This window comes from Akkermansia sp. 54_46, assembly GCF_001917295.1.
Lineage (GTDB): Bacteria > Verrucomicrobiota > Verrucomicrobiia > Verrucomicrobiales > Akkermansiaceae > Akkermansia > Akkermansia muciniphila.
In genome coordinates, this window is sequence record NZ_MNUD01000035.1 from 200,811 (window position 1) to 224,838 (window position 24,028).

23 protein-coding genes are annotated in these 24,028 nt (G+C 55.1%); 17 read left to right on the forward strand and 6 right to left on the reverse strand.

Features of this window, described 5'->3' with window-relative positions; all coding sequences use genetic code 11:
- Positions 1-76: 76 nt before the first annotated feature.
- Complete coding sequence (locus BHW66_RS10210; protein WP_157738224.1) at positions 77-358, reverse strand: hypothetical protein; 282 nt, start codon at positions 356-358, stop codon at positions 77-79.
- On the opposite strand from BHW66_RS10210, the gene BHW66_RS10215 reads away from it, so the two are divergent.
- Positions 344-1,309 (forward strand): acyltransferase family protein, encoded by a 966-nt coding sequence (locus BHW66_RS10215; RefSeq protein WP_179219109.1) that lies wholly within the window; start codon positions 344-346, stop codon positions 1,307-1,309. The two genes, BHW66_RS10210 and BHW66_RS10215, sit on opposite strands and share 15 nt — an antisense overlap.
- A gap of 31 nt (positions 1,310-1,340) precedes the next feature.
- Here the strand turns inward: BHW66_RS10215 and BHW66_RS10220 are convergent, their stop codons facing one another.
- The 3 genes from BHW66_RS10220 to BHW66_RS10230 form a co-directional block, all read right to left on the reverse strand.
- Positions 1,341-1,973, reverse strand: coding sequence for a DUF805 domain-containing protein (locus tag BHW66_RS10220; protein WP_022198470.1), 633 nt, complete (start codon positions 1,971-1,973; stop codon positions 1,341-1,343).
- A gap of 8 nt (positions 1,974-1,981) precedes the next feature.
- Positions 1,982-4,141: a sulfatase-like hydrolase/transferase gene (locus tag BHW66_RS10225; RefSeq protein ID WP_123043978.1), complete on the reverse strand. Its 2,160-nt coding sequence runs from the start codon at positions 4,139-4,141 to the stop codon at positions 1,982-1,984.
- Between the two features lie 418 nt (positions 4,142-4,559).
- Complete coding sequence (locus tag BHW66_RS10230) at positions 4,560-6,401, reverse strand: DEAD/DEAH box helicase (protein WP_102759079.1); 1,842 nt, start codon at positions 6,399-6,401, stop codon at positions 4,560-4,562.
- Between the two features lie 192 nt (positions 6,402-6,593).
- Here BHW66_RS10230 and BHW66_RS10235 point away from each other — a divergent pair, with 192 nt between their 5' ends.
- The 16 genes from BHW66_RS10235 (at position 6,594) to BHW66_RS10310 (ending at position 23,546) form a co-directional block, all read left to right on the forward strand.
- Positions 6,594-7,370: a VC0807 family protein gene (locus tag BHW66_RS10235; RefSeq protein ID WP_286689022.1), complete on the forward strand. Its 777-nt coding sequence runs from the start codon at positions 6,594-6,596 to the stop codon at positions 7,368-7,370.
- Complete coding sequence (locus tag BHW66_RS10240) at positions 7,351-8,919, forward strand: sialate O-acetylesterase (protein ID WP_286689023.1); 1,569 nt, start codon at positions 7,351-7,353, stop codon at positions 8,917-8,919. The genes BHW66_RS10235 and BHW66_RS10240 overlap by 20 nt, the downstream gene beginning before the upstream one ends.
- 21 nt (positions 8,920-8,940) lie before the next feature.
- Complete coding sequence (locus tag BHW66_RS10245; RefSeq protein ID WP_102739065.1) at positions 8,941-9,918, forward strand: GDSL-type esterase/lipase family protein; 978 nt, start codon at positions 8,941-8,943, stop codon at positions 9,916-9,918.
- 193 nt (positions 9,919-10,111) lie between these two features.
- On the forward strand, positions 10,112-10,573 hold the full coding sequence (locus BHW66_RS10250; RefSeq protein ID WP_022198476.1) for a DoxX family protein: 462 nt from the start codon (positions 10,112-10,114) through the stop codon (positions 10,571-10,573).
- Positions 10,574-10,676: 103 nt separating this feature from the next.
- Positions 10,677-11,678, forward strand: a complete 1,002-nt coding sequence (gene purM / locus BHW66_RS10255; RefSeq protein WP_237970149.1) for a phosphoribosylformylglycinamidine cyclo-ligase — start codon at positions 10,677-10,679, stop codon at positions 11,676-11,678.
- A gap of 62 nt (positions 11,679-11,740) precedes the next feature.
- Complete coding sequence (locus tag BHW66_RS10260) at positions 11,741-13,660, forward strand: glutamine amidotransferase (protein WP_022198478.1); 1,920 nt, start codon at positions 11,741-11,743, stop codon at positions 13,658-13,660.
- A gap of 33 nt (positions 13,661-13,693) precedes the next feature.
- Positions 13,694-14,293: a sigma-70 family RNA polymerase sigma factor gene (locus BHW66_RS10265; protein WP_237970150.1), complete on the forward strand. Its 600-nt coding sequence runs from the start codon at positions 13,694-13,696 to the stop codon at positions 14,291-14,293.
- A gap of 107 nt (positions 14,294-14,400) precedes the next feature.
- Entirely contained in the window at positions 14,401-14,922 is a 522-nt protein-coding gene (locus BHW66_RS10270) for a hypothetical protein (protein ID WP_046437986.1), read from the forward strand.
- A 6-nt stretch (positions 14,923-14,928) separates the two neighbouring features.
- Positions 14,929-15,804, forward strand: coding sequence for a PDZ domain-containing protein (locus BHW66_RS10275; protein ID WP_046437988.1), 876 nt, complete (start codon positions 14,929-14,931; stop codon positions 15,802-15,804).
- Positions 15,805-15,915: 111 nt separating this feature from the next.
- Positions 15,916-16,284, forward strand: coding sequence for a hypothetical protein (locus tag BHW66_RS10280; protein ID WP_012419515.1), 369 nt, complete (start codon positions 15,916-15,918; stop codon positions 16,282-16,284).
- A 13-nt stretch (positions 16,285-16,297) separates the two neighbouring features.
- The gene (locus tag BHW66_RS10285) at positions 16,298-16,837 is read left to right on the forward strand and encodes a flavoprotein (RefSeq protein WP_046437990.1); all 540 of its coding nucleotides are present in this window, start codon (positions 16,298-16,300) and stop codon (positions 16,835-16,837) included.
- A gap of 73 nt (positions 16,838-16,910) precedes the next feature.
- Entirely contained in the window at positions 16,911-17,486 is a 576-nt protein-coding gene (locus BHW66_RS10290) for a hypothetical protein (RefSeq protein WP_128153431.1), read from the forward strand.
- Between the two features lie 21 nt (positions 17,487-17,507).
- On the forward strand, positions 17,508-18,551 hold the full coding sequence (locus BHW66_RS10295; RefSeq protein WP_215833849.1) for a M23 family metallopeptidase: 1,044 nt from the start codon (positions 17,508-17,510) through the stop codon (positions 18,549-18,551).
- 7 nt (positions 18,552-18,558) lie between these two features.
- On the forward strand, positions 18,559-21,219 hold the full coding sequence (locus BHW66_RS10300) for a tetratricopeptide repeat protein (protein WP_215833848.1): 2,661 nt from the start codon (positions 18,559-18,561) through the stop codon (positions 21,217-21,219).
- 18 nt (positions 21,220-21,237) lie between these two features.
- Positions 21,238-22,581 carry a PPK2 family polyphosphate kinase gene (locus tag BHW66_RS10305; protein WP_094139284.1) on the forward strand — a complete coding sequence of 448 codons (1,344 nt, stop codon included), beginning with the start codon at positions 21,238-21,240 and terminating at the stop codon, positions 22,579-22,581.
- A gap of 215 nt (positions 22,582-22,796) precedes the next feature.
- Positions 22,797-23,546 carry a DeoR/GlpR family DNA-binding transcription regulator gene (locus BHW66_RS10310; protein ID WP_215833847.1) on the forward strand — a complete coding sequence of 250 codons (750 nt, stop codon included), beginning with the start codon at positions 22,797-22,799 and terminating at the stop codon, positions 23,544-23,546.
- Positions 23,547-23,604: 58 nt separating this feature from the next.
- On the opposite strand, the gene BHW66_RS10315 is transcribed toward BHW66_RS10310, so the two are convergent.
- Together BHW66_RS10315 and BHW66_RS10320 are read right to left on the reverse strand one after the other, a co-directional pair.
- Entirely contained in the window at positions 23,605-23,748 is a 144-nt protein-coding gene (locus BHW66_RS10315; protein WP_215833846.1) for a hypothetical protein, read from the reverse strand.
- The gene (locus tag BHW66_RS10320) at positions 23,742-23,891 is read right to left on the reverse strand and encodes a GNAT family N-acetyltransferase (RefSeq protein ID WP_215433424.1); all 150 of its coding nucleotides are present in this window, start codon (positions 23,889-23,891) and stop codon (positions 23,742-23,744) included. The genes BHW66_RS10315 and BHW66_RS10320 overlap by 7 nt, the downstream gene beginning before the upstream one ends.
- Positions 23,892-24,028 lie beyond the last annotated feature (137 nt).

A 24,028-nucleotide genomic window follows, 5' to 3' on the forward strand; every position in this document is an offset into this window, starting at 1 on the left:
TCCTTTCAAAAAGGCTGTTCCATTCATTTGGAGCAGCCTTTTTCTTATGTTCAAGAATCGGATTTCCAATCCGAAGTCAACACTCTATTTTGAGAACAAATGGGTCATCAAAATGAAAGGGGAGGAAAAGCGGGGTGGGAGAAATGTTCCTTTTTTCTTTTTCAACCCATATTGCTTTTGGGCTTAATTGTTTTCTGGATATGTTTGCTCTTTCGGATTGGAAATCCGTTGAGCTACGTCTCAGATGAGCTTTTTCTCTGCCCTTACTGTTCCTGGCCTTCAACAGCATCTTTCTTTTTCCAGGGAAGATTCCGCTATCCTCAAAGGGTATGGAATTCTCTTCATGATCTTTCATCATGTCTTCGGCTTATACGCTCTACCCGCAGGTGTGGATACGGCATGGATTGCTCCCCAGCTTACCAAAGCCGCTCCCATCTTTAAAATTTGCGTGCCCATTTTTATTTTCATCACGGGGTACGCTATGGGATGGAAAACAAATTCATCCCCAACCTTCGGTTCCCTCATTAAAACAGGCTTTTCCCATTACTTTAAATTCTGGAAAATTTATTTCTTATGCCTCCTTCTGGCTATTCTGGTTTCCTGGGCATTCCCCTTGCCCATTCTGCCATCCGTTGCCGACATGGGCTGGAAAAATGGCCTGCTTGTCGTAACAGGATTGAGGCCCTGTTATCCCGACTGGTGGTACATGGCTCTTTTCGCGGCAGCCACCATGGCCCTTTATCCAATCTGTGCGTGGATCACGCATCACATTGCGCCTGTCCCGTCCATGGCAGCTCTGCTGGGAGTGTCTCTTTTACTTCAAAGTACGGCTCACATTCCCAGCCTGCCGGGAATCGCCTATTCCTTCCCTCCTTTCCTGCCCTGCTTCATTCTTGGCTACATGTGCGCCTTTCTGGCTTCACGCCTCTCTGCTCTTTCAATTTCCCAAAGCCTGGGGGCAATCCTGTTGCTGGTTCTTGAAATACTATCCATCCATCTCTTCAGTTTTTCAAAAGCCAAAACCCTGACGGTTATCTTTCTCTTCACCCTCTGGTGTCTGCCTTGGATAACCCGGAAACTCCGCCTCACACCGCTCTTGACGCTGCTGGGAACTTATTCCGCACTTATGTGGCTGAATCACAGATTCATTTTCGGCTACCACTTCAGCTGGGACCTCTATGGAACCCAAAGCATCAGCGTAGTATTCATCGTGACGCTGGTCTCCTCCCTTCTGCTGGCCATGGCCATGCAAAAACTTTTTAACCGGATGATTCCCTCAAATCCGCAAACGCAGTCAAAAACTTTGTAGCAACTTTACAAGGTCCGGATTCCAACACCTCTTAATTCCAAGGGGGATCTCCGTACTTATTTTCTCCAATCCGGCTTTCCCCATGGGATAAATACCACAACAGCAGCCACCCTATGAAGGGAACGGCCAGAAAAACCAGGAAAAAGCCGCTCCTCCCGACATCATGCAGACGCCGGACCATGGTAGCCGCCAGCGGAATAGACAGCACGGCGAGCACCACGTACAGCAGAGGGGAAACCAGCTCAACCCACGGAACCAGGGACGGGAAAAAACCGCATTCCGCAAAAGAGGGGACTCCCGCCACGGCCAGCCACGCAACCCCCACTCTGGAAAAAACCTCGTGCAGCTCCCCTTTCCCGGCACGGCCCTCAAAACGGCACCATGCCTTGATGACGCGTATCCAGTACTTCTTCCTGCTCCAGCCGGAGTCGGCGCCTCCAGGCTCTGAACCGGGATCCGGCAGAACGGAGGGCTCCCCATCATCATCCATAACAGTCATGGAGGGGATAAAAGAGGCCAGAGGCCTCCAGTCTCCGCCGGGAACCTTCCGGACCAAAGTCCGGTTGGACAGGCGGCCGAGGTTACGGGCCCGCAGCAAAAGCACCAGGTCAACCGGGCCTTTGGAAGAACCGTCAATTGCCTGATACTCGTACAGATCGCTCATGGGGACGCTTACCTGGATTCCTTCCCGTGGCTGAAGGCGGAGGCGGGAATCTCCTTCTTGGACAAACCGGGACCTTCCCACTTCAAAACCAGTTTGGAGGCAGTACCGGAGTTCCCCACATAGCCAATGCGAATGGGATGAAGTCCGGCTTTCAAATAAACGGGATTCTTCCGGTCACCCAGATCGGAGGAGACCTCGGCCCCCGGCTCATAAGTTTTGTCCGCGTCAATCAATTCCATGCCGTGCAGCCGGACAAAAGCCTTGCTGCCCTTATTTTCATCCGTGGTCAGATAAAACGTATATGCTCCGTCCTCTGGAATCTTCACATATCCCGTCAGCTCCACACCGCGCTTGTCCGAACCGTTCATTTTCACGGATGGGGAAGGCGTCACGCCATGGGCGGAAGCAGGCTTCTTCCACTGGCGGAAATCCGGTACCCAGGGAAAATCCCCCTCATACAAGGCCCATCGCAACCCGGGAGAAACGGTTCCCTTCACATCCACGGCAGGCACCAGCGCAGAATCAAACACTGTTTTGGAAGGAAGGGAAGCCCGGCGATTGGACAAAGCGACGGCTTTCATGCGGGCCTGAAGTTCCGGCTTGGAGGATGCGAGATCTTTGCTTTCCTGCGGATCATTCAAAGTATCAAAAATCATGAAATCCTTGTCCGCATCCTTCACCCCCATGCGCAAGCCTTTCAATCCATCCACAAAAACAATCTGCTGCTGGCCTCGCTGCGCTCCCTTGTGTTCGCCCAGGAAATCCTTATACTCCGGCGTTTTGCCGGCGAAATTATATTCGGCATAAACAATGCCGGGCTTCTGCTGGTCCGCATGACCGGTCAGCGTCGGCAGCAGGGAAACGCCGTCACTGCGGGCTGGAACCGGCACCCCGGCGACATCCGCCAGCGTAGCCAGCCAGTCATGGAACTGTCCAGGATGCAGGCTGATCTGCCCTTTGGGAATGCGGGCGGGCCAGCGTACCAGCGTAGGCACGCGCATGCCTCCTTCCCAGCAATCGCGCTTAATGCCGTCCATCATGCCATAACTCTTGAAAAACTGCGGATTTTGCGCTCCGTGCCAGTGCCTGGAGTCGGAGCCGCCCTCATTGTGGGGGCCATTGTCGGACGAGAAAACGATCATCGTATTATCGTCAATCTTCAAATCTTTCAGCAGACGGATCAAATCAGCCACGGCATCGTCCACGCGGCGGATCATGGTGGAATGACGTTTGGCCACATCATTCGGGAAACGGGAATTGTCCGGATGAATATAGGTATCCTTATTCTTTTCCGCCTTGGCGTCAAAAGCCGTATTCACGGATTCCGTGCCTTCCTTCTTTACCCATTGCAGGCCTCCTTTCAATCCGCCGCCGGAAGGATAGGGAACCCCCGGAACCACCAGATTGCCGTGGGGCGCCGGAAAAGCCAGGTACAGGAAAAACGGCTTTCCGGTCTTGCGGGCGGACTTGCGCTGGTCCACAATCCACTGCTTGGCGCGGGCGGCAAATAAATCCGTGGAATAAGCCGTCTGGGGCACCTGGTCCTTGATATTTTTCCACTCGGGATTGGAAGCGTAACCGTTGTATTCGAAAACGTCACGGGATTCGGAAGGATAGTGAAAATGCCCTGCCAAATGGTCCAGGATACCGTAAAAATAATTGAATCCCCGCTGATGGGGGCCGGCGGTCATGGGCACATGGCTCTGGCCTCCGCCGCCTACACCCCATTTGCCAATGGCAGCAGTATCATACCCGGCATCGCGCATCACGGTACCCAGCGTATGGGAATCTTCAATAGGCTGGTCGAAACGGTTGTTTCTCACCACGCGGGAATTCCCCTGGTGCACCCCCAGCAGCAGGGAGGCGCGCGCCGGAGCGCAAACCGGAGCGGCGGAATAATGACGGCGCAGCTGAATCCCCTCCCGAGCCAGAGCGGACAGGGCAGGAGTCTTGAACTCGTTCTTTCTCTCCACCGTCCGGCCATTCAGCTTCTGCTGGCTCCAGTTGGAATCCAGATCACCCCAGCCCATGTCGTCCACCAGAATGAAAATAACATTGGGTTTTGAAGTTTTGACAGACCGGGCAGCCGGCTTCGTTGCCTGCCCGGAAGCGCCCATGCACGGAACCAGGGAAGTCAGAAGAACGGATAGTAAAGATACCAGCTTCATGATTCAAAGAAAATAGACTCTAAAAAAGACGTTAAAATAAAGCGTTATCTTACATGAATTTTCTCATCCCTCAAGAAAATTACGAGGAAAGGGCACAGAGGATTGAATCGCCAGTATTATCGGCAAAAAACATCAGGGAACCAGCCTTCACAGCCGGAACAACTACAACCCGCCATACTGCACCAATGAGCGGCTTTTCTGGCTGAAGCCAGGAATGGGAGAAAATTCCTCCTGCATTCCCGGCGCCCCGGTCACCAGCCCCGCCCGGCCATGCTTTATCCTGAATAAAACGGCAGTCCCCCCGCCGGGCAGAAAATACAGAAACCGGCGGAAACAGCAATCATGAACCGGAACGTTCCAAAATGTCCGCGCCAATTCCGGAACAGCGTTAATAACCCTGTCCGGAATAGCGAAGGCATCAGAAACGCTTCTTCCTGTCGTCCCTGCGGGAACGTTCGCCCCAGCGTTCGCCGCGGTCACTGCGGAAGCCCCCGCGGTTTCCCCTGAATCCGCTCCGGTCACTGCGGTCCCGCTCTCCGCGGTAACTGTTGCGGAATCCTCCATTACGGCGGGAAGAGCGCGGAGTTCCGGAATATTCCGGAGCCCCCTTGTCTTCACGGACATTAACTTCATAGCCGCAGACGGTAGCCGTCGCCAGGGCCTCCAGAAGCAGGGGCGCCACGGAAGCGTCCACTTCTATCAGGGAATGCTTGGGGAAAATCCGGATATCGCCCACGGCTCCCTTTTCCATTTCCACCGTATTGTAAAATAACCCGGCTATGTCTTTGGGCCGCAAGCCAATCATCCGGCCTCCATTCATAAACAGCGTAACCGTATCCCCCTTATGCTGCCAGGAATCACCCTTCTGCGGGCTCTCCGCCTCCTCCCCGGTCTGCGGCATACGCCGCGCCCTGCGGGCGGGCTTGTCTTCCGGAATGGGCTGCACTTCCCGGTGCGTACGTTCCCGGAGCAAGTCAAACAGGGCCGCAGCCATGGCCTCCGGCGCAGCCTCCACTTCCTTCAATTCCTCCGGCAGCACGGCATCCGGCTTGAGACGTTCCAGGATATCATCCACCAGGGACTCTGTCCGGAGCTGGTCCACCTGAACGGCAGTCAACACAGGTTCCGGAGTCAACTTAACGCCGATGAAACGTTCAATGCGGCTCATCAGGGAAAAATCACGGCGCCCCACAAAAGTGATGGCCTTCCCCTTGCGGCCGGCGCGTGCCGTGCGGCCGATGCGGTGCACGTAATCCTCCGGATCACGCGGCAATTCAAAATTCACCACGGCATCCACATCGTCCACATCCAGGCCGCGAGCGGCAATATCCGTCGCCACCAGAAGGCGCAGGCTCCCCTTGCGGAAGGAATCCATCACGCGCTCCCTCATCATCTGGGGCATATCCCCATGAAGGCGATCCACCGGATAACCGCGGGCCGTCAGACCGTCCACCACGTCATCCACCACCTTTTTGGTATTGGCGAACACCAGCCCCATTTTAATCTTTCCGGTGTCAAGCAGCCGGCTGAGCACCTCAATCCGGGAGGAAAACACCACTTCGTAATAAACCTGTTCAATGGTAGGCACCGTCAGCGTAGGCCGTTCAATGGAAATCTGGACGGGCTCCTTCATGAACCTGCTCACCAGGCGGCTGATTTCCGGAGACATGGTAGCGGAGAAAAACAGGGTCTGCTTCGCTTCCGGCATAGCGTCCGCGATACGTTCGATATCTTCCAGAAACCCCATATCCAGCATCTCGTCCGCTTCATCCAGAATCAACATGCGGAGACCGTCCAGCCTTAGCGCCCCGGACTCCATCAGGTCCATGACGCGTCCGGGCGTTCCCACCACAAACTGTACCCCGCGCCTCAGGGCGTCCAGTTGCGGACGGAAAGAAGAGCCTCCGTAAATGGGGACGGCGGAAACACCGTCCATGAACAAAGCCAGCTTGTCCACCTCCCGGCAAATCTGAACGGCCAGTTCCCGAGTAGGACAGAGGGCCAGCACCTGAACGCAGCGTTCCTCAGGATCAATGCACTCCAGGGCCGGAATGGCAAAGGCAAGCGTCTTCCCGGAGCCCGTATGGGACAACCCCACAATATCGGCCCCTCCGATCGCGGCGGGAATCGCCTGCTCCTGAATGGAGGAAGGAGTATCGAAGCCGAGCACTTCGATAGCCTCCAGAATCTCCGGTGAAATACCAAGAGCCGAAAAAGAAGATGTTTGAGTCATGGGGGAAAAATGATCTGTCAGAGTCACGGGAGAAGCTGAACATTATTCCCTCCCGTGTCCAGCCAAAAGAACGGAAGATACCGTAGATGCCACGATTTCCGCAAAGCCGCCTGCGAATAAAAAAACGGCTCTCCCCGCTTCTGGTCTTTACTGTCACACACGGGGTTGCAACTTGCAGGGGCGCATTCGCATATGGTACAAATATTTCCCTCCGAATTCATGGATAAAACGCCAAACAAATCACAGTCCTCCCTGCTGGGAATTTTCATCAACATCCTCCTCCCGGTACTGATTCTGGACTACTGCAGCGCAGGCCCCGCCAATCCCTTGGAACGTCCGGAGGGAGAAAGTTTCTGGCATATCGGCCCGGTATGGTCTCTCGTCATCGCCCTTTCCCTCCCCCTCGTCTATGGCATCCGTTCCCTGGCCGTCTCCAGGAAATTTGACCTGATGTCCGGCGTAGGCATGGCCGGCGTGCTGCTGACGGGCGTCATTAGCATCTTCGTCATCGGGCCGGAAGGGCGCATCCACAGCGCCACACCCTGGCTGTTCGCCGGAAAAGAAGCCCTGATCCCCCTTATCCTGGGGGCGGCGGTCGTCGTCTCCCGGTCCGCCGGCACGCCCCTTCTCAACATGTTTATCTACACGCCGGAATTATTCGACGTGCGCAGGATAGAACAAACGGTGGCCGCCAACGGCGAGGAACGGGCTTATCAGAAACTGCTGGCAAACTCGTCCTGGATTCTGGCGGGCACACTGGTTGCCTCCTCCATCGGCAATTTCTTCCTGAGCCTCTCTTTCATGTCTTCCGTCATACAACAGCCGGAAGCGGAACAGCAAGTGGCCTACAACGCCGCCATCGGCAGCATCACATGGTGGGGCTTCCTGATCATCGGAATCCCCATCCTGGCAGCCCTTGTCTTCATCATGACCCGCCTGATTAAACGGCTCGGCAGGCTGACCGGCCTCTCGCGGGATGAACTCCTTCTCAAATAACCCCCAAACCATGCGCCTCCATACTTCATGCATCCTGGCTGCCGCCATCGCCCTTCATGCGGCGTGGGCGGACACGCCCCGGTTCGACCGGGTCTTCGGTTCCCATATGGTACTTCCCCACGGGAAAAACATTCCCGTTTCCGGTACGGCCGCCCCCAACAGGGAAATAACCGTCACTTTTGGAAACACTGCCCTGAAAACAAAAACCGACTCCAAGGGGAAATGGAGCGTCACGCTGCCCCCCATGCCTCCCTGCGCCACAGGCCAGACGCTGGCGGCCGTGCAAAACGGGGACTCCGCCAAATTGGAAGATGTGCTCGTGGGGGAAGTATGGCTGGCTTCCGGCCAATCCAACATGCTGTTCCGTCTGAACCAGACCACGACGGCCAAAGAAGACATAGCGGCTTCCGGAGACGACCAGCTCCGTCTGCTCAACAACGTTCCGCAAGCCCACACCAACAATGCCCCCTACTCCGCGAAAGACTTTGACGCCGTCACCACGGACAACTTCTATAAAGGGCAATGGGCCGCCAGCTCTCCCGCCACCTCAGGGCCAATGACTGCCGTGGGCTACTACTTCGGGAAAAAACTCCGCGAAGGGCTGGGCATTCCGGTAGGCATCATCCACTCCTCCCTGGGAGGCTCGGAAATCGCAGCGTGGATCCCCCGGCAGGTCATTAATGCCAACAACAGCTTCCGCACCCTGCGCGGCAATCACTGGCTGGACTCCCCCCTTATCTCCGACTGGGTGAGGGGACGGGCCAGGAAAAACATCTCTCCGCGTCTGAACCAGGGCTCTCCGGACCATCCCTACAAGCCGGCGTTCCTTTACGAATCCGGCATTGCATGGACAACGGCCCTCCCCATCACGGGCGTCATCTGGTATCAGGGCGAATCCGATGCGGAGATCATTGACAATGCCCAAAACAGCATGCTGCTGAAAACCATGATCTCCTCCTGGAGAAAAGCTTTCCGTAACCCGGAAATGCCTTTCGTCATGATCCAGCTCCCCCGCATCAACGACCCGTCAAAAATCCGTGCCGGATGGCCGGAATTCCGAGAAATGCAGGACGCCGTGGCCAAAACCGTTCCAAAAGTTTACAGCGTCAACACCATTGATCTTGGCTCCACCAATTCCGACGTTCATCCTCCATTCAAGCGCCCTGTGGGGGAACGTGCAGGAAATACTGCCCTGAACAAGGTTTACGGTAAAAAGATCCCCTGTGAAGGCCCTGCCCTCAAGGCCTTCAAACCTTCCGGTTCCAACATCCTGGTTCAACTGGATCAAGCTGCCGGACTGACCACCACGGACGGCAAAGAACCGGCCCAGTTTGAAATTGCCGGGACGGACGGAACTTATCATCCCGCCGCAGCGGAAATCATAAACAGGAAAGGCAACACAGCCGTTATCCGCCTCTCATCACCGGAAGTAAAATCCCCCAAACACGCCCGGTATTGCTGGAACCGTTTCGTGACCCCCAACCTGGTCAACGGCAACCAGCTCCCCGCCCGTCCCTTCCGGACGGACGAACCTGTTCTGAAAAAATAACTTTTACCACACCATCACTCCATGAACCTTCATCTTATCCTCGCTTCTCTGACAGCCACACTCTCACTGGGCATTGCGGCACAAGCTGCTCCCGCCAAAGTAGCCTGCGTGGGGGACAGTATCACCTTCGGCACCGGCCTTAAACCCGGAGAAACCCGGTATCCGCAAGTGCTCGCCACACTCATGGGGCCGGACTTTGACGTCAGAGGCTTCGGCAATCCCGGAAAAACGGCAGGCGACTACCCGGGCCAGGCAGGACGCTGGTACGGCAGCACCAGGGAACACAAGCAAGCCCTGGAATTCAAGGCGGATATTTATATCTGCAACCTTGGCATCAACGACACGGGCCGCTGGTGGAACCCCGAACTGTTCTCCAAAGGCTATGACGCTCTGCTTCATGCATGGAAAAACGCCAATCCCAAAACACGGTTCTTTGCCTGGGGGCTGCTGGGGCCGGACTACCGCGGCCCGCTCAACAAGAAGGCATTTCCCGGCAACTGCTATCCGGACGTACGTAAATATGCAGGCTCGGACAACGGCTCATCCGCCAACCGCCCGGAAGCAGAAAAACTGATTGCCGCCGTAGCGCGCAAGTACAAAGTCAGTCTCTTTGACGCGCTGCACCCGCTCTCCGACCATCCGGAATGGTACGTTGACGGGTTGCACCCTACGGAACAGGGCGCACGGCGCATTGCGGAAATCACCTTTGCCAAGCTGGCAAAAAGCCTCAGGCTTAAGCAGCCCGCCCCCAGATTGGAACCGGGCACCGGCAACGTGATTATCAACAACCCAGGCAACTCCGGCATCCTTTTGGATGGATGGAAACTGACGGACGGAACCAATACGCTCATCTTTGAAAACTCCACCGTCATTCATCCCAAGGACAGGCTTATCATCGCCATTGGCCCGGAAACTCAAAAAGACCCGACCAAGCCCCTGCAAATCAAGTCCGCCCAATCCCCTGCAGCTTTCCGCCTCATTCCTGCGAAAAAATATTAAAAACTTCCAGAACCGTTTATGGGAACATGCGGAACTCCTGCATGTTCCCATAAGCCCGGCACACGCTATTCCGCCCGCACACACCCGCGGCAGGCGGCATGACTGCGTCACAGGCAGTTTCCCCGCTATCCCGGAAACTCATTTCTATCCTGTTTTAATTGAGCATTTCTGTCTCCAAAACGGTCTACAGTGCATGGAACAGAATAAAAGCAAATCATCCGCATGCCGTCTGCTTGGCCCCCTGGCCACCAACACCAGCATGGACTTCGGCGTTCTGTTGCTGCGCCTGGGCGTAGCAGTCATGATGCTCGTGCATGGCATTCCCAAACTGGGCATGCTTATCAGCGGAAACTGGGCGGCGTTCCAGGATCCTCTGGGAATCGGCAATTTTCTGTCCCTGCTGCTGTGCGTAGGCGCGGAATTCGGATGTTCCGTCCTCCTCTTGCTGGGATTCCTCACCCGTCTGGCCGCCCTTATCCTGATTATTAACATGTGTGTAGCGCTCTTTCTTGTCCTTGGGCTTTCCGGCTGGGGAGCGCAGGAACTTGCGGCCATCTACCTGCTGATCTATCTGACCATCTTCTATACGGGACCGGGCAAATTCTCCCTGGATGCCTGGTGGCTCCGGCGCGACTGCAAGATAGAAGTGGAATGAAAACAGCTCCTCCCGCGCGGTCTATGGCAAAAATACTTCTTTTTTCACTCGCCGCGGAGGGAGCCTTCCTCTAGGATGCTGGTACACCCAGTTCATCCGTTCAATGTCCGGCAAACTAACCTACAAGCAATCGGGGGTCGATACCAAAGAAGCAGCCGCTTTTGTATCCGACATCAGCTCTCACGTTAAAAGAACGCAAAAACAGAGATCCCTTCACCAGGCCTTTGGCCTTTTCGCCGCTGCCTATGATTTGAGTTCCTACAAGGAACCGGTCATCGTCACCGGGTGCGACGGCGTAGGCACCAAGACGGAAATTCTCTTTGAACTGGACATGGTGGAAACCGCCGGCAAAGACCTGGTGGCCATGAACGTCAACGACATTCTTACCACGGGCGGCGCCCCGCTCCTTTTCCTGGATTATCTGGGCATCTCCAATCTGGAACGGGAACGCTCCCGCATCACCCGCCTGGTGGCCGGCATGTGCGACTACCTGGAATCCTGCAACTGCATCCTGGCCGGAGGGGAAACGGCAGAAATGCCCGGTGTGGTGCCGGAATCCATCGTGGAACTCTCCGGCTTCTGCATCGGCTGTTGTGAAAAAAGCAAACTGATTGATCCGAAAACCGTCCGGCCCGGAGACGTATTCATCGGCTACAAATCCGACAGCTTCCATGCCAACGGCTGGAGCCTCATCCGCCGCATTCTGGAAGAAAATCCGGATGTAGTTGATGAAGAGGAACTCCGTTCCCTTCTTCAGCCCACCCGCTTGTACCATGACGTGGTGGCAGATATGCGCCGCTTCAATGTCACCCCGAAGGCATACGCCCATATCACGGGGGGAGGCCTCCCGGAAAACCTGGAACGCTTCCTGGGCGACTACGGCGCAGACCTCTCCATTCCCTATTGGGACAACACTGCAGCCCAGAAAATCCTGAAGCATGTGGATCCGCAGGACCGCTTCAACACCTTTAACATGGGCATTGGCTGGGTAGCTATCGTGAGACCTGAAGATGCGGAAGCCGCATTGAAGGCAGGTCCGGGCGGCACGGTCATCGGCACGCTGAGAGAAGGCCGCGGCATTCATGTCAAAGTACAGGGCGAATAAAAACACCATCTCCTTGCAACGGATACGCCACACTTACAGGACAATCTTTTCATCATCATCCCATGAGCGATTTTCTTAAACACGAGTGCGGCGTAGCCGCCATTCGTCTGCTTAAGCCTCTCTCTTATTTTCAGGATAAATACGGCTCCACCCTCTGGGCGTTCAACAAACTGCTCATCCTGATGGAAAAGCAGTACAACCGCGGACAGGACGGCGCGGGCATAGGCTGCGTCAAGCTGAACATGCCCCTGGGGCAGCCTTATCTGTTCCGCACCCGGGACGCCAGCAAAGACGCCCTTACGAGCATCTTCAACGGGCAAATCAAGAAGCTCAATAAAAAAGTTCGCCGCGGCCTGGTCAACCTGAAGGATGCGGCAGACATCAAAAACAACTTCGACTACGGCGGGGAAATCCTGATGGGGCATCTCCGCTACGGCACCTCCGGCCTCTTTGACGAAGGTTCCTGCCACCCCTACCTGCGCCGCACCAACTGGCCGACCCGCACCCTGATGGTTCTGGGCAACTTCAACATGACCAATACGCCGGAATTGAACCAGCGAATGATTGAACGCGGCCAGCACCCCGTCTTCGGAACGGACACGCAGACTGTCCTTGAAGAAATAGGGTATCACCTGGATGAAGCCCATACGGACCTCTACCGCGCCTTGCGGGACAGCGGCATGCCCGGCCCGGAAATTCCCCATGCCATTTCCTCCCGGCTTAACATTCAGGAAATCATCCATAACTCCGCCAAGCAATGGGACGGCGGATATGCCATCATGGGAGCCATCGGCAACGGGGACTACTTCTGCCTGCGGGATCCGCACGGCATCCGCCCATGCCACTACCTGATTACGGATGAATTCATTGCCGTGGCTTCCGAACGCGTTCCCCTGATGACCGTCTTTGAAGTGGAAAGCGAACAGGTTCAAGAACTTCCGCCGGCCAATATGCTCTCCATCAAAGCAGACGGGACACATGCCATTACGGAATTTACCACCCCTCTGAAACCGGCTCCCTGCTCCTTTGAAAAAATTTACTTCTCCCGCGGGAACGATCCTATCGTTTACCGGGAACGCAAAGCGCTCGGCGCGGCGTTGACCCCCCAAATCGTGGATTCTCTTGAAGACCGTTTTGACAAATCCGCTATCACCTACATTCCCAACACGGCGGAAACCGCCTACTACGGCCTGCTGGAAGGCTTGCGCGTCTACCGCCGCAAGCGCGTGCATGCCCAGCTCCTGGAGGCCCTGAGAAACGGCACCCTGGATGAAAACATGCTGGACAGCGCTATCCTGAAACGCTGGCCGCGCGGTGAAAAAATCGCCCACAAGGATATCAAAATGCGCACGTTCATCACGCAGGAAAAAAGCCGTGCGCAGCTGGTTTCCCACGTATATGACCTCACTTACGGCGCCGTAGGGCCGGAAGATGTACTCGTCGCCATTGACGACTCCATTGTCCGCGGCACTACGCTGAGAAGGTCCATCCTCCGCATCCTGGGCCGCACCAATCCCCGGAAAATAGTCATTGCATCTACTGCCCCGCAAATCCGGTACCCGGACTGCTACGGCATTGACATGTCCGAGCTGGGCAACTTCATTGCCTTCCAGGCGGCCGTCTCCCTGATCAAGCAGCACGGACAGGCCCGTCTGCTGGAAGAAGTATACAAGGCATGCAGGGAAGAACTGGCCAAGCCCAAGGAAGAACGGCGCAATTGCGTGAAGGCTATTTACGAAGGGTTGACTGAGGCTGAAATCTCCCGGGAAATCACCCGCCTGGTCACTCCGCATGACGCTCCGTGCCCCGTGGAAGTCATTTTCCAGACCATCGAAAACCTCCATGAATCCATAGAAGGCCCCTGCGGCGACTGGTATTTCACCGGAGATTACCCAACTCCGGGCGGATACACCACAGTTAATGTGGCATACATGCGCTGGTTTGAGGGTAAAGGGGGCCGTGCATACGATTTGCCCTTGTAGCGGCTCCCTTTTTTTGGGTATTCTGCCGACAACATGTCGGCACCCATTTCATACACGACCTTGGAAGACCCCGAACTGGTCGCCAGGGCACGGGAAGGAGATTCGCGGGCTTTTGACGAACTTGTCATTCGCCACAGCCGCAAACTCCATGCTACCCTGTACCAGATGACGGACAACTACGACGATGCCTATGACATCGCCCAGGAAGCGTTCTCCAAAGCCTACCGGGCCTTGCGCTACTTTAATGGACAAAGCGCCTTTTACACATGGCTGCACTCCATTGCCGTCAACCACGCCAGAAACTTCCTGAAAAAACGCAACCGCAGAATGACCTACAGTCTGGACGACGACGAGTACGGCGACCATACGGAAAAGGACATGAACATGGCGGATGAAACGGACGGGGCGGACCCGGAACGCCGTACCCATTTGAATGAATTGCAGCTCAAAATCAACGAAGCATTGAAGAAACTTTCCACTAAACACAGGGAAGTCGTTGTTCTTCATGACGTAAAAGGGCTCAACCATACGGAAATATCCGCCCTTCTCGGTATCTCTGAAGGAACGCTCAGATCACGTCTGCACTATGCCCACAAGGAACTCCAGGGGCTGCTGGCGGAATATCTAAGTTAATCAGGGAAAAAAATATTGAACGTCAATTCCCGCCGCCATGTCAAACGCATAGTTCCAAATTCGGGACTGACACATTCTAACTTCTATTATACTTAACATCAACGACGATGGATAAACAATCCACAGATCATAAAGAGGAAACTCTGGCGGCCATGCTGGCATCTTTCCGCAAGGAAGCCTGTTACCATGACACCTTCGAGGAAGATTTCCTCCGCAATTTTCATCTCAGAAAGGAAACCGATCAGGCTGCCCACTCTGCTTGGAAATTGCTGCTCGAACGCCTGGACAATTATCTGCAGAACTTTCGTGGTTGGCAGTGGGTCTATGCTTCCATGTCCATCGTGACATTAGCTGCGGTAGGCGTTATTATCGCATCCGGAAACATGGATGAACCTTCTGAATCTTACGTATCCTCCACCAAGGATAAGGAAGAAATACTCCTGACGGAAAAAGCCGTTCCCGTAAGTAAGGAAACTATTGAACGAACCTCAACCGAAGTTGCTCCCACGGAAAAACCTGAATTCACCACGGGAGACTCTTCATATGAAACATCGGCCAAAGACAACCAGCTGAAACCTGATTCCCATGCCGATAAAAAACCGGTATCCCGCGTTCTCATTGAGATGTAACAATCCATGATGGACCTGGCTCCGATATTGACGGGCATAGCCGTTGCAGGCCTGATTTGCCAGGCAACGGCCGTGCCTGTCCCTTTTAAGGTAGAAGCCATCCTCCCCCAGGCGGAAGGAGCGCCGTATGCGACCATGGCGGCGCAAATCGGTAAAGACATGCTGGCCTCCTTGATTCCCTACCGGGTTTTAAAAAACGGAGGCGTGACTTACCATCTCGGGGACAAAAGTACCCCGCCCCTTCAGGTTTGGGCCCAGGAAAAGCTCACAGGCCTGACAATCTTTAAGGTGGATCCAGCCCGTATATACGACGGGCAGGCAGACCTGACCCCTTCCGGCATTCTTAAACGCGGCGACAAGCTGTCCTTTGCCAGCAGCAAAAATGAGACCACGCAGGGAATTTACGTGGGCATGGAACATTCCATCGGGGAAACCAGTTTCCCCCTGCGGCTCATCCGCGCCCAGTTCCCCAAGCTGGCAGTCCCCCCCATCGGCCAACCATGCTACGACTCTGAAAACCGTCTGGTCGGCATTGTTCTGGGCGTTTCCCGCAAAGGGACCTGCCACCTGCTGCCCGCCCGGGCCATCTCCTTCCTGGCAACCCATCCGGAAGCCAAAAGAGTGCGCCTGGGTTGCCTGCTGGACATCAACTCCTCAACCCCCGTCATTGAGGGCCTTATCAACGGAGGTCCTCTTGCACGGGCGGGAATCCAGACCGGAGACATCCTCATCAACATCAACGACACGCCCATCCGCAACTACGGAGACATGTTGGACGCCACTTATTACCTGACGGGAGACAAACCTCTGTCTATCGAAGTCATCCGCGGCACCCAGGTGGTGACAAGCAAGGGAATCCTCCCCACGCAGGATCCCCGTTAATCCAAATCCGGGCTCCAAATAAATGCCGGGGCTCCGGACGGCTCCCGCTCAAAATCGCCCAGAACCTTCTTTCAGGCTTGAACTCGCCCGCCGGCGCACTTAAAAAAGGGCGTGCTTCAAATCGTCTTCAATAAAATCAGCGCTGCGGAAGTATCCAGCATCCCCACTCTGGAACAGCTGGATCTGCTCGGAGACTTCCAAGTCTCAGAATCCACCCTCCAGACCCTGGATGACGCCCGTTTCGGCAAGATGGAAAAGGATGGTAAAATTCTTTATCGCTACGTCGCCAAAGATTACCGCATCTACTTTGAAGTCATCGAAGGCAAAGTGATCGTCCACCGCGTTCTGCACGCCAACAGCCTGAACGATTTCCTGTTTCGCACCAATATTTCCCCGACTGCCGGGGAAGATGAAATCCTGAGCCAGTCCAAGCACTTCTGGAAACTTATCGACGAAGGCAAAAACGCCTCCAAAGCCTGACCTTTTCCCATTCATGGCCTGCATCATTCTGGGCGTCACCGGCTCCATTGCCGCATACAAGGCGGCGGATATCGCTTCCGCCCTGGTCAAACACGGTCATGAAGTGCACTGCGTCTGCACAGCCAAGGCCCTTGAATTCGTCACCCCCCTCACCCTGCACACGATTTCCCGCAACCCTGTCTTTTCCTCCTTTGAGGATGAAAAGACGGACTGGGTTCCCCCGCACATCCAACTGGCCCAACGGGCGGATCTTCTGCTTATAGCCCCAGCCACGGCAAACACCATGGCCAATTTCGCCCATGGCTTCGCTCCGGACATGCTCAGCTCCCTCTACCTGGCTTGCCAGTCTCCGGTGCTTATTTGCCCGGCTATGAACGTCCACATGTGGGAACATGCGGCCACGCAGCAAAACGCGGCCGTTCTGAAGCAAAGGAAGGACCATTACATCCTCGGCCCCAGTGAATCCGGAATTCTGGCCTGCGGAGCGGAAGGCGCGGGAAAACTCATGCCGGTGGACAGGATTATTCAAAAAACACTCTCCCTTCTGCCGTAAGGACGGCAAAAATCGCTCCATGCCTGTTTATTGGTTTGCCCCCGGAGAACTAAATCTTCTATCATGGACGCATATGAAAATGCTCCTGTTCTTCTTCGGTTCCCTCATGCTCTGTTCCTGCGGTCCGGATAAATATCCCATCAGCTTTCATATGGAAACGGGAGCGACGGACAGCAAAAAATTCGCCTTTGAAAGGGACGGCCATTACTATAGCAAGGCCCCCTTTATTTCCCATAAGGACATTGAATCCTATTACTCCTTCCCCGCGCCGGACAACACCTACGGCATCGTCGTCAACGTCCGGAAAGGCCTGGGCAGCCGGGTGGAAGGAATAACAGCCGCCAACCTGGGCAGGCAAATACTGCCCATCGTCAACGGCCATGCCATGCAGCCCCTGCGCCTTTACAGCAAACCTGTCACCTCTGGAAAACTGGCAGTCATGGGAGGGTTCTCCCCGGCGGATCTTGCCGCCATGGCGGAATTTATTCCACCGGCGGATCCCAAGAGAGAAGAACCCATCAACAAACTGGCCGCCGTTACCAAGCCTCTTCTTCCCAGCAAGGACCCTGCTCAGGAAAAGAAGGAGGCCAAAGACCCTGAAGAACACAAAGACCGTACCGTGATCAGCACCCGCCGGGGGCGGATCTGAGCCAGCACCCCTCGTATCAGCATGCACGGCAAATCCTTTCCTCTCCTGACCGGCATCCTCCTGTTCCTTTGGGGCATGCCATTCCTGACGGCGGATATTGTAGTGCGCTTCCCCACGGAAAATACAGCCCTGCTGGACAACCGCCCGCAGGACTTTTACATGTATGTAGACCGCAATTTTGAAGGGAAGAAATCCCAGCCGTGGGAAGCCGGAGCCTACGGCTTTACCCGGACCCTCGTCAGAACCCAGGCTGGCCCCGTAGCCGTCAAATTTCATGAGGGTATCGACATTAAACCTCTCAGGAGGGATGCTTCCGGCACGCCGCTGGACGACGTGCACCCCGTAGCCGGAGGCACGGTAGTCCATGCCTCCGCCAACCCCACCCATAGCAATTACGGCCGCTATGTGGTCATTGAGCACCAGCTGAAGGACGGCCCGCTTTACAGCCTGTATGCCCATCTGGCCTCCGTCTCCTGCAGGAAAGGCGACCGGGTAGGAACCGGAAACGTCATTGGAAAGCTGGGATACTCCGGGGTGGGTTTGAACAAAACGCGTGCTCATGTGCATCTGGAACTCTGCCTCAAGCTACAAGATGACTTTGAAAACTGGTATTCCAGTCTGAAACTGGGCACTCCCAACCGCCACGGTTCCTATAACGGACTCAATCTGGCCGGTTTTGACCCGGCACCCGTCCTCCTGCAATGCAAGGACGGAGCGGAATTTTCCCTCTCGCGCCATATCTCCTCCCTGCCGGTCCAATACGTCGTGAGGGCTCCCTCTTCCGGCGAACCTCCCAGCCTTGTCAAACGCTACCCCTTCCTGCTGAAGCCGGGGCCCGCCGACCCCAAATCCTGGGAAATCAGTTTCACGGGAGAAGGGGTTCCCGTTTCCGTGACTCCTTCCAGCCAACCGTGCACGGAACCCGTCGTCATCCGGGCCGTTCCGCATCCTTTCTCCCAACTGTACAGGACCTGCAACCGCGTTTCCGGCTCCAGCAAGGACCCTAAGCTTACCGCCGCCGGCAAACGCTACATCCGGCTCATCTTCATGGGGCCTGAATCATAATCCTACGATGATGCAAACCTTTTCCAGATTCCGTTTTCCCCATGCCGTTCTCACATCCTGCGCGGCTGTCCTGCTTTCTCTGGGCGGCGCTTCCCCTGCAGCTGCCGCCCCCTCTGCGGGAGACACCTTTCCGCAGGACAGGCAGGACCTCCTGAAAAACAAAAAATACCAGCAGGGACTGAAAGCCCTGGAAAACCGCCTTCCGCTGGAAGCCAGCAAACACTTTCAGGAATGCCTGTCTTCCCAAAACCTTGCGGAATCACAAAAAGCCATAATCCGCCCCTTTCTGGCAGAAGCCCTGATCCGCGCCAAAAAAACGGAAGAAGGACTGAACGCCTGGGAGCAACTGTCGGACTCTCCCATGAAATCCTACTGGACGGCAGTGGGCCTCTTCAATAAAGGCTCCTTTACCAAAGCCCTGGAAAAACTTACCGCTATCCCGGAAACGGATCCGCTTTCCCTCTACGGGCTTCAATTGAAAGCCCAGCTTGCGCGCCAGCTTCAGGACCGGCAGCTTTTACTGGAAACCCTCAGCAGGCTGGGGCAGGCGGAATCCCCCGCCGTCTCCCGCCCCGCACGCCTTCTTCTGGCGGATGTGCTGGTGAATCAGGAATGTTACCAGGACGCCGCCGCTATTCTTGAACAACTCAAAACGGAAACGGAAGCCGGGACGGACAGCAACCGGCTCATCCGTTCATACACCGAACTCATAGAAGGCAAGCTGGCCAGCAAACAGGGAAATCTGGACCAGGCCATCAAAACCTTCTCCGCCGTTATGGACAACAAGTCCTATCCGGAAAAAATCCGTGATCTGGGCCGCCTGGCTCTTGCCAGGGCGGAAATAGCCCGTGAAAAAAGCAATCCGGAACAGGCGGAAGAGGAAACGCGGCACCAGCCTCAGGAAGAGGAAGCTCCGCACACCGCCGGAACGGCGGAGGAACGCCTGTTGGCGTTCATTGGCGGCAAAGCGGAATCCGCCTTGCTGATGGACGCCTTCAACATTCTGCTGGAGGAAGACATCTTTCAAACCAATCCCCAGGCTCTGGAAAAACTCAACGGCTGGGTAAAAGCCAGGGATGCATCCCGCCAGCCGGCGGCCATGTATGCCATGGGAAGCCTTCTTCTGGAAAAAGATGACCTGTCAGGCGCCGTCAAAATGGCGGAAGAAGGGCTCTCCAAATATCCACAGAGCCTTCCCGTTCAAATTCTTTCTCTGAATACCATTACTGTTCTGCTGGATAAAAACCGTCTGCAGGATGCGGAACGTCTTATTTCCAAATATCCCGGTTCATCCCCTGACCTCGTCTTTCAACAGGGAGCCCTGGCTTTCCTCAAAAAAGACTACTCCCTGGCGCAGAAACTTTTCCGGGAAGCGGCCCGCCGCGCTTCGGAAACAACGGCGGAAAACGCCCTGTTCAATGAAAACCTGGCCGCCCTGAACGCCAATGACGCCTCCGGAGCCGCCGCTCTCATCAAGGAAGCCGCAGACTCTTCCCGGCTCCGGGAGAGCATCCTCTTTGAACAGGCCCATTACGCCGCTAAAAGGATGGCCCCTCAGGCTGCCGAATTGCTGGCAAATTTCATAACTCTGGCGGAAACTCCGGCCCTGAAAACCCAGGCGCGGCTGGACCAGGCGGAAGTAGCCCTGAATCTCAACCCTCCGGACCTGGAAACCGTGCAGACTATCCTTCCCCTGTTGGAAAAAGAGCAGTTGTCTCCGGAACAGACCATGCAGCTGGCGCGGCTGAATATTCTGGAGGAGGAAAGCCGGCAGGAATGGCCCAGCGCCATTCAGTCCTGCCGACGAGCCATTGCCCTGGATTCGGAAGGCAAACAGGCGGATATGCTTTACCTCAAACTGGGAGAGCTTCTGTACAAAAACGGAGACTTCCATGAAGCGCAGCTTGTCCTACAGCCCTTTCCCTCCAAATATCCTGACAGCCCTCTTCAGGCGGCAGCCCTCTTTCTGGCAGGAAAAGCCGCCCAGCAAAGCAATGCCGGCAGCACGCTGAACGCCGCCCTGAACATCTTCAAAACCCTGGGCGCGGGGGACACCCCCTTCGCCCAGCCTGCCAGAATAGAAGAAGCCTCCGTTCTGCTGCGCATGGGGAAAGCGGACCAATGCATCGCCGCCCTGGAAAACCTGCTTTCCTCCCCATTGCCGCGCTACATGCGCCTGCTGGCCCTCTCCATCCAGGCGGATGCCTGGGTAGCTAAGGAAGATGCCCATTCGGACACTCTTCGCAGGGCCATCAACCTCTGTACGGAGATCCTGGACACACCCAACCTGGGACTGGCCTGGAAATTCAAGGCTCTGACCCAGCGGGCCCAGTTCTATGAACGGATGAACGAACAAAAAAAGGCGCTGGATGACTATGCCTCCATTCTGGCCCATACGCCCAGCGGAAGTTCCGCCAACAAACGCAGGGACTGGCACTGGTTCTACAACGCCGGCTTCGCCTCCATCCGCCTGCTGGGCCAGCTTCAGGACTGGGACGGAGCCCTGGCGCTGGCAAAAAAACTGGCGCAGACTTCCGGCCCCAGAGCCAGGGAAGCAGCGGCTTACGCGCGCCGCATCCAGCTGGAACATTTCATTTGGCAGGATGAACCGGAAGCCTCCGCGCCGGAAAACGGAAAGCCGGCAACACCGGATCAAACTGCGGATTAAGAAGCCTTTCCTCCTGCCATGGATACCCCCCCCACAGCAAAAAACTGGAGACTCAACGCAGCAGCCATCATCATGGACGCTGAAGGCTGCGTATTGCTGGGCAAGGACAGCGGCCGCAACCCGTACTGGCACTTTCCGCAGGGAGGCGTCATTAAACACGAAAGCATTGAACAGACTCTTGCGCGGGAGGTATGGGAGGAAGTGGGCCTGCGCCCCACGGAATACACCATTGTCAGCCGCCTGCCCGGCCTGCGTTACAAATACCCTTCCGGCAACCGTAAAGTTACGCGCTGGATAGGCCAGGAACAAACCTACTTTCTTGTGCGCTGCAAAACCAGACGCCCTAAAACGGATTTGCACCGCAGCCCCGAATTTTCAAAAACGAAATGGATTCCCCTCCAGAATCTCAAACTGGAAATGTTCCCCAAATTCAAAAGGAAAGTCATCAAAAACGCCCTTCAGCAATTCTTCGGGCCCGGCTTTCCTTCCAAACATGCCGCTGTGAAAACATCTTCCCCCTCCTCACCCTCATCTTCAACACTAACTTCGCGTACGATGAACCGTTACCTGGTGCCTCCGGGCAAAAAACTGCGTTTAAAGGATTATTCTCCGGATGACAAATCTCTCTTCTCCGGAACCAAGGAAGAATCCCTGATTGAATTCGACAAACTGAGGGAAGAACTGCAGGAACTGCAAAAAAAACTTTTTGCCCAGCACAAGCACAAAATTCTGGTTATTCTTCAGGCCATGGATGCAGGGGGCAAGGACGGCTGCGTCAAGCATGTCTTCTCCCGGGTGGATCCGCAGGGGCTGCACGTAGTCCCCTTCAAAAAACCCACTACTGAGGAACTGGACCACGATTTCCTGTGGCGCGTTCACAAGGAAGTCCCCGCCAAAGGGCAGATCGCCATCTTCAACCGTTCCCATTACGAAGATATCATTGCCGTCCGCGTGAAAAAAATCTTCCCGGACCCAGTCTGGAAACGCCGCTACAAGCATGTCCTCGACTTTGAATCCATGCTTGCGGAAGAAGGAACCGTCATCATCAAGCTATTCCTGAACATCTCCAAGGAAGAACAGAAAAAACGGCTGGAATCCAGACTTCAGGACCCGGATAAACTTTGGAAATTCTGCATGGATGACCTGGATGACCGGAATCGTTGGGATGAATTCCAGACAGCCTACCAGGATCTCATTGAAAAAACGTCTACTCCGGAAGCTCCCTGGTACATCATCCCGGCAGACCGGAAATGGTACAGAAATCTGGTTGTCGCCCGTCTGATGGTAGAAAAACTGCGCCATCTCCAGCTTTCGCTCCCCACTCCCAACTTTGATCCTGCCTCCATCATCATTCCAGATTGATAAAATCTGTCATAACGATAACAAATTTGTGCATCTTGAAATTATTTTTGTACATTTCTCGGTATTCAGTTGTCACACCATTATAAAATCTGCATTATTCACAATAACAATCAAAACTTAGAATTTCTAACGCTTGACTGTTCCAGTGAAAAATTGTTAAAAAACAACTTAACGCCTAGAACGTGTAAACATTCTACATAGAAAAACAAAATCAAATGTATTTAGCATCCCAACGCAAGGAGTTCATTCTGAAAACGCTGGCTGAACATGGAGCTGCAAGGACCATCGCTCTGGCCAAACAGATGAAGGTCACGGATGAAACGGTCCGCAATGATTTGATTAACCTTGAAAAACGCGGCTTCCTCAAGCGCGTCCACGGCGGCGCTCTGGCGCTTACTCATAAATCCCTCCATGAAGACATTGTCACTCAAGACGATGTGTCTATCAGGATTGCAAAAAAAACCGTTCAGAATATTCCCGCTTCCGTGGTTATGTTCATTGACAGCAGCACCATGGGCTACCAAATATGCAACCACATCAATTCCAAGGATACGCATGTGGTTTCCAACAACCCCACGTTGCTGACCCGGCTTGAAGGCATTCCGAACCTGAGTTTCTATTGCACGGGCGGGCACTTCGACCGTGAAGCCCTGGTCTATGTAGGGCAGGACGCCGCCAAGGCCGCCGGATCCCTGAGCATTGACATGGTCGTGCTGACGCCGGACTGCTACTCCCCCAAGCATGGGGCCGGATACAAGAACATGCTGCAATCCGAATTCATCAAGAGCGTCATCCCCGTGGATGCCAAGGTAATCATCGCCATGCCTTCCACCAGCGTAGCGAACAACCCGGCATTCTATACCGTTGAGCCCTCCCAGGTTTCCATGCTCATCACTGATGAGGCCCTTTCTCCGGAAATGGCCGACCAGATTGAAAAGAGCGGCGTCAAGGTGGAACTCGCCTGACGCCGGCCTGCTTTACAGGGGGCGGAAGTTCATCGGAACTTCCGCCTTTTTTTGATGATCATATACTCTCTCCTTTCCATTCCGTCCAGTACTCCCGGCTTCCCGTCAGCTCATCTTCCCTGGAGCCGATTTCTTCAAACCCTCCGCGCCGATAGAATGCGCGGGCGCGGGCATTCTCTTCACAGGCCCCTACCGTCAGCATTCCCTTGCTTGTTCCTTCACCCAGTCCGGCAACGCTGCGCCTATTCCTTCACACTGGCGCTCCGGCGCCACAAACAGAGCGGCTTGTTCCCCTTCCCCCGCCAGGCAGGCAAACCCGACAACACGGCCGCCGTCCCTGCACATCCATGACCCTTACGATTACTTAGGGATTCACCCTTACCGTGATTTATGGCCGGTCACACCATTTTTGAGCTGATAACAGTTTATACTTGACCATCCCCTGAATTTATCTGAAAAAGGGGATTACTTATTTAGTATTT